Raw genomic sequence first — 13881 nt, 5'->3', positions numbered from 1 at the left:
GAGGATGTCGCAAAAGGTCAGGAGCGAAGCATAGTAGTTTTACGACACCCTCATAAATTACAGGAGGGGGATACAAGTTGGTTACTGACGCATCATCCTCAATGTTTCCTCAAACGCTTTTAAGCATAAAGCAATATTTTCTGCCTTCGCTGCATACCCCATTAAACCTATTCGCCATGCTTTTGCGGCTAAGCCTCCAATTGCTGCACCAATTTCTAAGTTATAGTGGCGCAACAGATGACTACGAAATGCAGCATCATCAATCCCTTCAGGTATAGCAATTAAATTCAATTGTGGTAAACGATAATGTTCATCAACCAAAAACTTAATACCTAACTCAGTTAACCCTTGATAAAGATGATTATGCATCATTGCATGTCTTTGCCATGCCTGCTCCAAACCTTCTTTTTTTAACATCAATAAGGATTCATGCAGTGCATAAAGTGAGTTTACAGGCGCAGTATGATGGTAAGTTCTTGCCGTTTTACTCCCCCAATACTCCATCACCAGTGTTTGATCCAAAAACCAGCTTTGCACTTTTGTTTTACGTGATTTTATTTTATCGACAGCACTGGGGCTGAAGCTGACGGGAGAAAGCCCAGGTACACAAGATAAACACTTTTGTGATCCCGAATAAACAGCGTCAATTCCCCATCGATCTACATAAACTGGAATGCCTCCCAGTGCTGTGACTGTATCAACGATTGTTAAACAGCCGTACTGTTTAGCGGTCTGGCATATAGCCTCTACATCAGACCTCACACCTGTTGAGGTTTCAGCATGAACACAAGCAACCGCTGTCGTATCTGGATGCTGTTCCAGTGCTACTTGCAACTTTTCTATAGATACTGGCTGACACCACTCGTCTTCTACCTTAACAAGCCTGCCACCGCAACGTATTACATTTTCTGCCATCCGCTGACCGAAAACACCGTTAATACAAACAATGACCTTTTCTCCTGGCTCTATCAGATTAACAAAACAAGCCTCCATACCTGCCGAGCCAGGAGCCGAAACCGCAAGTGTCACTTCATTCTCAGTAACAAACGCGTATTTCAACAGCTGTTTAACCTCATCCATCATCCCAATAAAGCAGGGATCAAGATGACCAATAGTAGGACGGCTTAATGCTTGTAAAACCCGAGGATGGATATCTGAAGGACCTGGTCCCATCAGAGTACGCTGCGGAGGATAAAATGATTCCTTTAACATGTAACACTCCAGTGTATTATTTTTATAATAAATTCTCTCACAGCCAAGGGCTGTAATGAAATACTTACTGATGTTATATATACCCAAAGCGAAGGGTATACCAAAGTGCATATGGTCGAAAGGCTGTTAAACCAGCCTTTCAGAGTGAGTCGCTATCTTATTAAGAAATCAACCATCTACATTAATGACCTGCGGCCCAACAGGCGTAACTTGTCGTAGGGTATAAGGAATCAATTGAACAAGCATAAATGAGAGTATTGCAAGCAATACACCAATATAAAACACCAAGTCAGGCGATGTTAGCCATACTACTCCTAAAATAACCGGCAAAAATACTGCTGCAATATGGTTAATTGTAAAATTCATTGCTGCAGTTGCTGCAATATCTTGTTCATCTACCACTTTCTGCATATACGTTTTTAATGCAATAGCCATGGCAAAAAAGATATGATCAACCACATATAACATAGCGGCTATTTCGCTGGATTCAACCCAGGCATAGCCAGTAAAAACAATTATTAATCCAATATACTCTAAAGAAAGTATCAGTCGTTCACCAAATTGTTGTACCATTTTACCTATTTTAGGAGCCAGCCAAATACTAACAATATGATTAATGATAAATAATAAGGTAATCTCACTCACACTGTAATGAAACGTCTCAACCATCATAAATGCAGCAAACACAATAAAAATTTGTCGTCGGGCTCCACTCATAAATGTTAATAAATAAAATAACCAGTATTTTTTCCTAAAGATTAATTTTTTATGTTGTTGTGTTGATTGTTCAAAAATAGGGAACTTAAACCACAAATAACTTGCTAAACATAACCCAATAGCGCCTGCGACTAGATAAATCACTTCATAACTCAATGATAACTGCTGTAGCAACCAAACCATGCCATAAGCCGCTAAAGAGCTATATGATGTTACTGCCAACAATTTACCCAATTGTGTAGGTGCAGTCTTCTTAGGGAGCCATTGCAACGCTAACGAGTCCCGGGTCGTTTCTAAATAATGAAATCCAAAACTCATTAACAATGTAGTTAAGTAAAACCCCAAGACGGACGTAAACTGTCCTGTTAGCGCAACCCCTCCACTCAGTAATACCAATGCAAAAACAGCAAAGCGTTGTTCTAAAATAAAAAGTAAAAATAAAATTGCTGAAATAGCTAATAAACCTGGAATCTCACGAATACTTTGTAGCATACCAATTTCCTTACCCGTAAAACTGGCAAGCTCTACGACTGCATTATTTAACTGCACATTCCATACTGAAAAAGTAAATGGCATTGCAACAGCTAATAAAACAAGAAATAAATACGGCTGGTTATGCTGTTTTATTAACTTCATTTAATTACCTACTCATAAAGGTCTTTTTTATACTTGACTTATCATTTTTATACTGGAGTACAATTTTTGTAAGTTCTTTTAGTTTTATAAGTTTATCTTGCCAGTTAAAAGTATTTTCATTAGTAATCGCTTTCTCCGATCTCGAGTTTTCTACCAATGTCTTAAAGTATGTTGTTAAGGGCTCTCTGTACGTTTATGATTACATTATCGTAAAAAGCGTTGGTAATATTGAACAACACTCGTGAGTAACAAACATTCGCATTGGCTATAATACGTGAGTTTGGCTTTCAGAACGTTTTACGAATGGCCAACTACCTTTGCAAAATGGTCAACCTCCATGAGCATACCTCAGCAGTTGTTACAACGTATTATGCCCCGAACGAAAGATGTTCCCATGGGCAACCTTGGTCCTCGACATCAACATGAGTGGGGGCAGCTACAATATGCGGTAAGGGGTGTGCTACAGGTTGATACATCTGAAGGACGTTTCATTTCCCCTCCAAACAGAGCCGTTTGGATACCGCCTCATGTTGATCACCAGGTAACAACACTGACAGCTGTGCAATACCGAAGTATTTATGTAGATTTAGTCTGGACCCAACAAATCAATAAACCGACGTGTGTTATTGAAATATCGCCTTTAGTGAAAGAACTTATACTGTACGTGATGAACTTTCCTCACACACAAACCCCGGACCTATTTTTAGAGCGAATTTGGCAAGTTCTTGTTGACCAGTTATGTACTGCAGCGATTATTCCTTATGATATCCCATTGCCCGCTGAGCGCCGATTACAACCCATTATTAATGAGTTACTTTCAGATCCTACGCTTAAAATGCCACTTGAATATTGGGAAGATAAAGTAGGCGCATCAGCACGAACCTTACGACGCTTATTTCAACAGCATACAGGAATGGGATTTAATCAGTGGCGACAACGTCTGGTGATATTACATGGACTAGAATTACTTGACCTGGGAAAATCAATCACAGACGTTGCTTTAAGCCTGGGATATGAGTCGTCATCTTCCTTTTCCACAATGTTTAAACGCCAACTGGGAGAAAGTCCTTCTAAATATTTACAAAGAACTTACTCTCCCACTATTAAAACACCATAAAAAAACCCAGCACTTGCTGGGTTTTTTTATACAAATATAGCTCGTTATTCGCGCATTATTTACCATATACAGGAAAACGAGCACAAATAGCTTTTACTTTTTCACGCACACTAGCGATGACTTGTTCATCATTAATATTTTCAAGCACATCACAAATCCAGCCAGCAAGCTCTTTACTCTCAGCTTCCTGGAAACCCCGACGAGTAATCGCTGGTGTACCAATCCGCAAGCCACTTGTGACAAACGGTGACCGAGGATCATTAGGCACAGCATTTTTATTGACAGTAATATTTGCACGACCTAAAGCTTCATCTGCATCCTTACCTGTATATTCTTTTCCAATTAAATCCATTAAGAACAGGTGATCGTCAGTCCCTTTTGAAACGATTTTGATGCCTCGCGCTTGGAATACACTACACATAGCTTGTGCATTTTTAACTACTTGTTGTTGATACGCTTTAAATTCAGGCTCCATAGCCTCTTTAAAGCAAATTGCTTTAGCTGCAATAACATGCATAAGGGGTCCACCCTGGCTTTCAGGAAAGACCGCAAAATTGAGTTTTTTCTGTAGATCGTCATCAGCCTGACTAGACAAAATCAGACCACCACGGGGTCCACCCAAAGTTTTGTGCGTTGTTGTAGTAACAACATGGGCATGAGGCAGTGGGCTAGGATAAACATCTGCTGCAATTAGACCTGCCACGTGGGCCATATCCACCAAGAGGTATGCATCTACTTTATCAGCTATTGCTCTAAAGCGCTGCCAATCCATGACGCGAGAATAAGCAGAGAAACCAGCCACAATCATTTTAGGCTTATGCTCTAAGGCCAATGCTTCTACTTCATCATAATCTACTTCACCTGTCTCAGGATTAATTCCATACTGCACAGAATGATAAATACGACCAGAGAAGCTTACTTTAGCACCATGAGTCAAATGTCCTCCATGCGCTAGGCTCATACCAAGAATAGTATCACCAGGCTTAACCAGAGCCATATAAACAGCCGCATTCGCCTGTGAGCCAGAATGAGGTTGAACATTAGCATAGGTAGCTCCAAACAACTGCTTGGCACGCTCCTGAGCAATACGCTCAACATCATCTACGTATTCACAACCACCATAGTAGCGTTTACCAGGATAGCCCTCTGCATACTTGTTAGTTAACACAGAGCCCTGAGCTTCCATAACACGTGGGCTAGCATAGTTTTCTGAAGCTATAAGTTCGATATGTTCTTCCTGACGCTGAGCTTCACTTTCAATAGCAGATTGCAACTCAGGGTCGTAGGCAGCAATGGTCATATTGGAGGTAAACATGCAGGTCCTCTTTCAATCCTAACTGGCTCAGGCATACACTTCATAAACCATAGTTTAGTGGGTTCATGAAACATAAATTGACAACTGACTCAAGTTGTATAAGCAGGCTGATTGTACCCTAAGGCTAGTCTCAGCGCACTTGAATAAACGACATTATAAACAGTGATTTGATTCATAACGAAACATAAGTTCCTTATTGTGCTATGCACAACATAGCGCCTTATGTAAGGTAGACGTTATCATTACGATACAGATCAGCAAATAATTTATTCACATTGTCGTCACTCTGTCGTTATCAGTAAGGTAGAATCCTCTCTTCATAATGTATACCCCCTAAGCAAAGGGTATCGTTATGACTTTTTTACGAAATACACAGCGATTTGTTTGCCTTCATAACAGGCTTCCGGTAGTTTGACGGCAATTTTCATTCACTTCCAACAGAATCACATGTAGAGGATATGGCTCAGTACGTCTATACCATGAACCGGGTGAGCAAAGTGGTGCCACCCAAGCGGGAAATCCTTAAAGATATCTCTTTGTCTTTCTTTCCTGGTGCAAAAATCGGTGTTTTAGGTCTTAATGGTGCAGGTAAATCAAGTTTACTGCGCATCATGGCTGGCGTTGATAAAGAAATTGATGGTGAGGCACGCCCTCAACCAGGTATCAATGTTGGTTATCTTCCACAAGAACCTGCACTGGACAATCAAAAAACAGTACGTGAAATTGTTGAAGAAAGTGTTCAGGAAATCAAAGATGCCCTGAAGCGTCTAGATGAAGTATACGCAGCCTATGCAGAACCAGATGCAGACTTCGATGCTTTAGCTGCAGAGCAAGGCAAGCTGGAGAATATCATCCAGGCTGCTGATGCCCATAACTTGGAAAGAAAACTTGAAGTAGCTGCTGATGCTCTACGTCTTCCACCTTGGGATGCCAAAGTTGAGCATCTGTCGGGAGGAGAAAAGCGTCGTGTGGCACTCTGTCGCCTACTACTCTCTAGTCCTGACATGTTGCTGCTTGATGAGCCAACTAACCACCTGGATGCAGAAAGTGTGGCTTGGCTTGAACGCTTTCTCCATGACTATAACGGTACCGTGGTTGCTGTTACTCACGATCGTTACTTCCTGGATAATGCTGCCGGCTGGATATTAGAGCTTGACCGTGGGCATGGTATTCCGTTTGAAGGTAACTACACCGCTTGGCTCGAAAATAAAGAAACGCGCTTAGCGATTGAAGAAAAACAACAACAAGCTCGAGAAAAAACCATTAAACACGAGCTTGAGTGGGTTCGTTCTAACGCTAAAGGCCGCCAAGCCAAAAGCAAAGCTCGTCTTGCCCGTTTTGAAGAGCTGAGTTCACAAGAAGTACAAAAGCGGAATGAAACCAACGAAATTTATATTCCACCTGGTCCACGCTTAGGTGACTTGGTTATTGAATTTAACCATGTCAACAAAGGCTTTAACAATGAAGCACTGATTGAAGATTTAAGCTTCAATGTACCTAAAGGCAGTATCGTAGGCATCATTGGTGGTAACGGTGCTGGTAAATCCACTCTATTTAAGATGATTGCCGGTAAAGAGCAACCAGATGGCGGAACCATTCGTATCGGAGATACCGTACAACTGGCCTATGTAGACCAAAGCCGAGATAGCCTGAACGGTAGTAAAACGGTATGGGAAGAAGTCTCTGACGGTCAGGATATTCTCCGCATTGGTAGCTATGAAATTCCTTCTCGCGCCTACATTGGCCGATTTAATTTCAAAGGCAGCGACCAGCAAAAATACGTCAAAGACTTATCAGGTGGTGAGCGGAATCGTTTGCATTTAGCCAAACTCATTAAACAGGGCGCGAATGTCCTGTTGTTGGACGAGCCTAGTAACGACCTTGATGTTGAAACATTGCGTGCCTTGGAAGAAGCTTTGCTTGCTTTCCCAGGTTGTGCGATGGTTATTTCTCATGATCGTTGGTTCCTGGATCGTATTGCAACCCATATCCTTGCTTATGAAGGTGACAGTCAAGTCGTCTTTTTTGAAGGAAATTACAGTGAATACGAAGCTGATCGTAAAGCCCGCCTGGGAGTCGCAGCAGATCAGCCTCACCGTATTAAATACAAAAAACTAGCTTAATAAACAAAGCGTTTTTTGGCCTTTCTTAATGGGGTAGGCAATCCTTGCTTACCCCTTAAAACCCACTATAGTTACTCATACACACTAAAGACGTTGTTCGCTGTTAAGGAACATATCACTTTTATTCCACCAATAAGCGAAACGTATGAGCACAGCCAGTACAGAACGACGCAAATTTACGCGAATTAATTTTGATGCGCGTACAGAGCTTCGCCAAGGAGACAAAACCTGGCCTGTAGAACTACACGATATTTCACTACGTGGAATATTGGTCATTCCTCCTAAAGACTGGCAAATTGATTCACAATCTCCCTTCACTGCATTTATCCACCTTGATGATGAAAAAGTCATCACCATGAAGGTCCGTTTCGCCCATCAGGAAGAAGATCACGCCGGGTTCGAGTGTATATCAATCGATATTGATAGTATTTCATTACTCAAACGACTAACTGAGCTAAACTTGGGCGACTCACAGTTATTACAAAGAGAGTTATCCGCGTTAAGCCGAGATATTTAATATCTTTATACCCCCTCAAGTTACTTCTGTTGTTACCTATCATTTGAAAAAAACCATCACTAAAGCCATGAACTAGCATCTTTTTTACTGGTTAAAAATACAGTATAGTTACCCTATGTATCTTTCCTAATTAATACAATGATCAGCATACTTCCTTATGGCTAAAGCAAAAAAAGTCTTTGTTTGTAGTGAGTGCGGCAGTGAGTCTGCCAAGTGGCAGGGCCAATGTCCTGACTGTAAAGCGTGGAACAGCTTTAAAGAATTTAGTTTAGGTAGTTCACGACAAGCCGCTACAGCCCAACGAGCTGGTTTTGCTGGGAGCCTTTCCAGTGTCACCCTACTGGAAGAAGTTGATATCAGTGACACCCCAAGGTTTTCAAGTGGTATAAGTGAGTTTGACCGGGTTCTTGGTGGTGGTTTTGTGCCTGGTAGCGCAGTATTAATTGGTGGCAACCCTGGTGCCGGAAAAAGTACCCTGTTATTACAAACGCTCTGTCATACAGCGCAAAACATGCCCGCCTTATATGTTTCAGGGGAGGAGTCTTTACAGCAAATTGCCGCACGAGCACATCGTTTAGGCTTACCCACTGGCCAGCTTAAAATGCTGGCAGAAACATCTGTTGAGCAGGTCATTGCTATTGCTCAACAGGAAAAACCCGGCGTCATTGTTATTGATTCAATACAGGTGATGTATACTGATACAGCCGAAGCTGCACCTGGTGGTGTTGCTCAAGTACGGGAATGCGCTGCACACCTAACCCGTTTCGCCAAACAAACGAATACTGTTTTACTTATTGTGGGACATGTCACCAAAGATAACTCTTTGGCAGGTCCAATGACACTTTCCCATATTATTGATACACAGCTCATGCTCAGTAATACTGACGATTCTCGTTTTCGTATTATGCGGGCTACTAAAAACCGATTTGGCCAAGTCAACGAACTTGGATTATTTGCAATGACCGAAAAAGGACTGCGTGAAGTCCTCAATCCATCAGCGATCTTCCTCTCACGGACAGAACACCCAACTCCTGGTAGTATCATCAATGTACTTTGGGAAGGTACCCGCCCACTCCTGGTAGAAATCCAAGCACTGGTCGTTGAATCTCAGTTAGGTAACCCAAGGCGTGTTACGGTAGGTTTGGAGCAAAACCGCCTTGCCATGTTACTTGCAGTATTAACCCGTCATGGCGGTATTTTTACCAGTGACCAAGACGTCTTTGTTAATGTCGTCGGCGGTGTCAGAGTATCAGAAACCAGTGCTGACTTAGCCTCAATATTAGCTATTGTTTCAAGCTTGCGAGACAGTGTGATTGACCAACACATTATTGCCTTTGGTGAAGTGGGATTATCCGGTGAAATTCGGCCTGTGGCTTATGGGCAAGAGCGCATCTATGAGGCGGCTAAACATGGTTTTAAAAAGGCAATAGTGCCAAAAGCCAATGCTCCCAAAAAGCCTATTGATGGAATGGAAGTTGTAGGTATTAGTAAACTTGCTGAAGCCTTAGAGGCCATCTGATAGATAGGCCCTCCTCAACAACATAACAGGAGTCGTATTTTCTAACATCACTCACTGCACTCGATATTTATAATACAATTTGAATTGCCTATATATTGCACTACATGAAAAGCTCATTCATTTTAAAAGGATTATATGCCATCACTGATGAGCATCTTTTGCCACCCAGTCAGTTAATACCGCTAGTTGATGCAGCATTAGCAGGGGGTACTCAGGTACTTCAATATCGTAACAAACTAGGGAATTCTGACTTACGCTTTCAGCAAGCATTAGCACTAAAAAAGTTATGTCATCACTACCATATTCCATTGATCATTAATGATGATGTAAAACTTGCACAAACAATTGGAGCTGATGGCGTTCATCTAGGCCAGAGTGATAGATCCATCACTCAAGCTCGCCATACCTTAGGTAATCAGGCTATAATTGGCGCCACTTGTCATGCGTCCATGGAACTGGCAGAGCAGGCTGTTTCGCAAGGTGCTGATTATGTGGCATTTGGTCGCTTTTTTGCGTCTAAAACCAAACCTGAAGCACCCACCGCGTCATTCAATATTTTGGCTAATATTCATACGCTTGATAGCCCTAGCGTAGCCATCGGTGGTATTACCGTAGAAAATGCCTCACAACTTATTGCCCAAGGCATTTCCATGGTTGCAGTCGTACATGACCTGTTTGCAGCAGAAGATGTATTTGCACAAGCAGCTCATTTTAAGTCTTTATTTTAAGCCACTAATACAAAGAGTTTGTTATGTCTCGATCAACTGAATTATTCGATAAAGCACAACAGTTTATCCCTGGTGGTGTTAACTCGCCTGTTCGAGCATTTAAAAGTGTTGGTGGCAACCCTGTCTTTTTTCAAAAAGCACAAGGTGCTTATTTATATGATGAAGATGGTAAATCCTATATAGATTACATCGGCTCATGGGGACCCATGATATTAGGCCACAATGATGCTGATGTCATAGCCGCTATTGAGCAGCAACTAAAACAAGGATTGAGCTTTGGTGCACCAACAGCTTTAGAAGTAGCCATCGCAGAAAAAGTATGTTCTTTGGTTCCCAGTATTGAGCAAATCCGTATGGTGAACTCCGGTACTGAAGCGACAATGAGTGCTATTCGACTGGCACGTGGCTACACAGGCCGAGATAAAATCGTTAAGTTTGCAGGCTGTTATCATGGACATGCTGACTCTCTGCTTGTCAAAGCAGGTTCTGGCGCATTGACTTTAGGTATTCCTACTTCACCTGGTGTTCCTGCTGCTTTAGCTGAGCAAACGCTGACATTGACCTATAACGACTTAAGTGAAGTTGAGTCCGTCTTTGCTGAGGTAGGAGATCAAATTGCCTGTATTATTATCGAACCCGTCGCTGGCAATATGAACTGCATCCCTCCTACTCAAGGCTTTCTAGAAGGCTTGCGCCGTATTTGTGATCAGTACGGTAGTTTACTGATTTTTGATGAGGTTATGACCGGTTTCCGCGTGGCTTTAGGTGGTGCCCAAGCACTGTATAATGTAACACCAGACCTGACAACACTTGGCAAAATCATTGGTGGAGGCATGCCCGTTGGTGCATTTGGTGGTAAGCGCGACATCATGCAAGCAATTGCACCAACAGGCCCTGTATATCAAGCAGGTACTTTATCAGGAAACCCTGTAGCAATGGCAGCAGGACTGGCAACACTCAATAAAATCAGCCAGCCCGGTTTTTATACGCTACTTTCTGCAAAAGTCCAAAAGCTGACAGAAGGGCTAGAGTCCATAGCCAATAAAGTAGGAGTGCCACTCACAACCAACCGAGTAGGCGGTATGTTTGGCTTTTTCTTTACAGAGAACGAAGCACCTTCTCGCTTTGATGAGGTTATGGCTTGTAACCTGGAGCACTTTAACCAATTTTTCCAACAAATGCTGCAACACGGTATTTACTTAGCCCCTTCTGCTTATGAAGCAGGATTTATCTCTCAAGCACATGGTAACGAAGAGATAGAAAAAACACTGGCAGCAGCTGAAGCCAGTTTAAGCAGTTTAACCTGAGGAAAATATGACCTCGCTTGCCGTTTCTGATGCCATACTTTGCTGTAGCTGTAGTTATTCTGCGTTTTTATTGTTACAGCAAAAAACTTTTGCCAGTGATCAAAGACTCCCAGCTACTGCAGCATTAGTTGGCTTTATACTCATGTCATTGGCAGCTTTTTTTGGCACACTTTACTATGGTTTTTCGCCCACCTGGGCGGATATCCATCGTCTATTTACACATGCTGCCACCTTTTTAGCCCTACCACTCATTGCAGGCGCTTATGCTCATTTAGCCTGGCCACTCAACTGGCGCAAACCCATGTGGGGAAGGCTTATTATTGCGATGATGATTTGCTTTGAAATTGCACGTCGGTTTCAAGCGATCGAAACGACTTATACCGTAATAGGCATTATTAGTTTACTTGTTATTTTATTAGTCGGAATCAAGTTCATCCGTCAAAAACCAACCTTTTTCATTTACATTTTGGTTGGCTCAGCAAGTTTTTCTATTGCAGGTCTGGTTATCGGTACCCATGGTTATCTTGCTGGCTTTTTACGACTAGACTTATTCCATTATTTATTAGCACTTGGATCGCTGAGTCTTGGCACAGGCTATTTTCTTTTCATACGGAAGCAGCGAAAAACACACCACCTCTCAATATAATTAGTTTTATATTTGTGAAGCATAACGTTGGTTAAATGTTATCCTCACAAAAATAAAGAACAGTCGTACAAGACATAAAGCATTTTGAGTGTAGTTAGTCGCATCATGCTTTCCGCTAATTTGACAACCAGCTCACAGAATCATTTTATCGTTTGTATCAATCTTATGATTTCATTAGAGTATCAGGCTAATTGCTTACATATACCCTCAAGACTGTACAAACAGTCATGACAGAAAAGCATAAACTGAAAATAATATGTGCTGGTTTAATTTATAAAACTCAGTGGCGTTTAATTTTAATCTAATTTAAAAATACGCCCTAAACTATCACATGATAAAATGACAGTGCTTATGAAAATAGGTTGTGAAGTAGAAAAGCGTTAACTCTACGCAAAAATGCTTTCATCAGGCTGGGTATAGTATACATTACGCAAATATAAACTGATTTCTACAACTTGCCCATTTTGCCTATAGGCACGTTATATGCGATTCCTACTACTGTGGACTAGCTTAATACTAACACTCTGTGTCACTCAGCATTTACAGGCGACTGAGATTAATCGTTTTCAGTATGGCCTTAATGAACTTCTTATTCCAGCCTCCGAACGATGCAAAATTCTTCCTGAAGAACCTAACCTAGCAGCAGCCTTAGTCGCTTGTGAGGAAGCTGCAAATCAAGGAAATCCTGAAGCTCAATTTTTACTTGGTGAACTCTACCTTATTGGCCAAGTCATTCCACAAGACTACAACAAAGCAAAACATTGGTTTGAACAAGCATCAACAAATGGCCATGCAAAAGCCCAATATCAACTAGCTTTCATGTATTACCGTGGTGAAGGGATGAAACAAGACTATACACAGGCCTATATCATGATGAAAATGGCTGCAGTCAATGGCTATACAGAAGCGATCGATGTGAGTGATGAAATTGGTAGTTTAATGGACAGGGACCAACGAGCCTTGGCGTTTTATACCTTAAGCAAAATATTTCAAGATTATGCTCAGCATTTAAAGCAGTCAGTTCCCTCACGCCTGGATTTACAAACCAAACCTCAGGGAAGTAACCATAACAATATTATTGAAGCCAAACCGCAAGATTAAGGCAAAAGTAAGTCAACTTCGCACTCACTGACTTAACCAACAAGTAAGTTTAGCAAGCGTTTTCGTGTAATTAACATTTCACGCAGTGTTTTCAACATAGCTATTTTCGAGTGTCCAGCAGATCGCTTAACATTCTCAATTCGCTCTTCTAGTTGATAGATTTCAGTGGCTAACTTGCTTTTAAGCTTAAGCTTTTGGTCTGACCAGTCCTCACTTGCTTTGATGGTTTGTAAAACTGCACTGTTTGTACCTATCTCTTGAGCTTCTTTAAACTCAGATAAGTCATCATCAATGGGGATATTTGCTAACATCAGTGCCATGCTCCCTTTGGCCGCTCATTTCCTTATGTAAAGTTTAGTTCGCAACGAGGTACAACAATATTAGAGGTTCAAGCATTTACTTGTGCGAAATTTACTATCGTCTTTGCTTTCTTAGTTAATTTGATCCAAAGAGTAGCCAAACTTATGAATTTTTCTTTGGTGGTGTTCCTGGTGGAAATGGAAAAGGCGTGACCTTATCGCCTTTAATATCACAGATTTTACCTACTCCTTCTTTTTCAACTTCATCAATCCGAATGACAGAAGTAATTGGAATAAAACTACGTTTTACTTCAGCAAATTCGGACTTTAGCTTCTCTTCACTTGGATCAACCACAAGCTGGCTTCTCTCGCCAAATATAAACTCTTCTATTTCAACAAAGCCATACAAATCACTTTGAAAAATTTGTTTGACATATACCTCATAAACCTTGCCTTGATTTAAGAATGTCACTCGAAAAATTGGTTTTGCCATATTAATCCATCTCACCCCAGTGTTTAGAGCTGCCTCAAGCGAAAAGAGCGCTAGAATACCAGAGCTGCAGTTCAAGGCAAACGCCACGTTGTTCCTTTCTACTCTGATCCACTGATCAATGGTTCGTCATCTAATAATGTTTTTCCACCCT

The 13881-nt window shown here is 41.5% G+C and carries 13 protein-coding genes; 8 read left to right on the top strand and 5 right to left on the bottom strand.

Going from position 1 to position 13881, the window contains the following annotated elements:
* Nucleotides 1-81 precede the first annotated feature (81 nt).
* Both KCG35_RS14560 and KCG35_RS14555 read right to left on the bottom strand, forming a co-directional pair.
* Entirely contained in the window at nt 82-1212 is a 1131-nt protein-coding gene (locus KCG35_RS14560; RefSeq protein WP_230409187.1) for a pyridoxal-phosphate-dependent aminotransferase family protein, read from the bottom strand.
* A 168-nt stretch (nt 1213-1380) separates the two neighbouring features.
* A complete protein-coding gene (locus KCG35_RS14555) occupies nt 1381-2565 on the bottom strand; it encodes an MFS transporter (RefSeq protein WP_215820512.1) in 1185 nt (394 codons plus the stop codon).
* A gap of 337 nt (nt 2566-2902) precedes the next feature.
* Here KCG35_RS14555 and KCG35_RS14550 point away from each other — a divergent pair, with 337 nt between their 5' ends.
* Entirely contained in the window at nt 2903-3682 is a 780-nt protein-coding gene (locus tag KCG35_RS14550; protein ID WP_215820511.1) for an AraC family transcriptional regulator, read from the top strand.
* Between the two features lie 55 nt (nt 3683-3737).
* Here the strand turns inward: KCG35_RS14550 and glyA are convergent, their stop codons facing one another.
* On the bottom strand, nt 3738-4997 hold the full coding sequence (gene glyA, locus KCG35_RS14545; protein ID WP_215820510.1) for a serine hydroxymethyltransferase: 1260 nt from the start codon (nt 4995-4997) through the stop codon (nt 3738-3740).
* A gap of 458 nt (nt 4998-5455) precedes the next feature.
* On the opposite strand from glyA, the gene ettA reads away from it, so the two are divergent.
* The 7 genes from ettA to KCG35_RS14510 all read left to right on the top strand — a co-directional run bounded on the left by ettA (nt 5456) and on the right by KCG35_RS14510 (nt 12938).
* Nucleotides 5456-7120 carry an energy-dependent translational throttle protein EttA gene (gene ettA, locus KCG35_RS14540; protein ID WP_215820509.1) on the top strand — a complete coding sequence of 555 codons (1665 nt, stop codon included), beginning with the start codon at nt 5456-5458 and terminating at the stop codon, nt 7118-7120.
* Between the two features lie 145 nt (nt 7121-7265).
* Nucleotides 7266-7637, top strand: a complete 372-nt coding sequence (locus KCG35_RS14535; protein ID WP_215820508.1) for a PilZ domain-containing protein — start codon at nt 7266-7268, stop codon at nt 7635-7637.
* A 157-nt stretch (nt 7638-7794) separates the two neighbouring features.
* Nucleotides 7795-9156: a DNA repair protein RadA gene (radA, locus tag KCG35_RS14530; RefSeq protein WP_215820507.1), complete on the top strand. Its 1362-nt coding sequence runs from the start codon at nt 7795-7797 to the stop codon at nt 9154-9156.
* Nucleotides 9157-9260: 104 nt separating this feature from the next.
* Nucleotides 9261-9884, top strand: a complete 624-nt coding sequence (thiE, locus tag KCG35_RS14525) for a thiamine phosphate synthase (protein WP_215820506.1) — start codon at nt 9261-9263, stop codon at nt 9882-9884.
* A gap of 23 nt (nt 9885-9907) precedes the next feature.
* The gene (gene hemL, locus KCG35_RS14520) at nt 9908-11191 is read left to right on the top strand and encodes a glutamate-1-semialdehyde 2,1-aminomutase (RefSeq protein ID WP_215820505.1); all 1284 of its coding nucleotides are present in this window, start codon (nt 9908-9910) and stop codon (nt 11189-11191) included.
* 7 nt (nt 11192-11198) lie between these two features.
* Nucleotides 11199-11837: a DUF6962 family protein gene (locus KCG35_RS14515; RefSeq protein WP_215820504.1), complete on the top strand. Its 639-nt coding sequence runs from the start codon at nt 11199-11201 to the stop codon at nt 11835-11837.
* A 483-nt stretch (nt 11838-12320) separates the two neighbouring features.
* Nucleotides 12321-12938: a tetratricopeptide repeat protein gene (locus tag KCG35_RS14510; RefSeq protein ID WP_215820503.1), complete on the top strand. Its 618-nt coding sequence runs from the start codon at nt 12321-12323 to the stop codon at nt 12936-12938.
* A 32-nt stretch (nt 12939-12970) separates the two neighbouring features.
* On the opposite strand, the gene KCG35_RS14505 is transcribed toward KCG35_RS14510, so the two are convergent.
* Entirely contained in the window at nt 12971-13249 is a 279-nt protein-coding gene (locus tag KCG35_RS14505) for a hypothetical protein (protein ID WP_215820502.1), read from the bottom strand.
* Between the two features lie 151 nt (nt 13250-13400).
* On the bottom strand, nt 13401-13817 hold the full coding sequence (locus tag KCG35_RS14500; RefSeq protein WP_444972209.1) for a DUF1820 family protein: 417 nt from the start codon (nt 13815-13817) through the stop codon (nt 13401-13403).
* Between the last annotated feature and the right edge of the window lie 64 nt (nt 13818-13881).

This window comes from Zooshikella harenae, assembly GCF_018837975.1.
Lineage (GTDB): Bacteria > Pseudomonadota > Gammaproteobacteria > Pseudomonadales > Zooshikellaceae > Zooshikella > Zooshikella harenae.
This window is presented reverse-complemented; position numbering and strand designations above follow the sequence as displayed.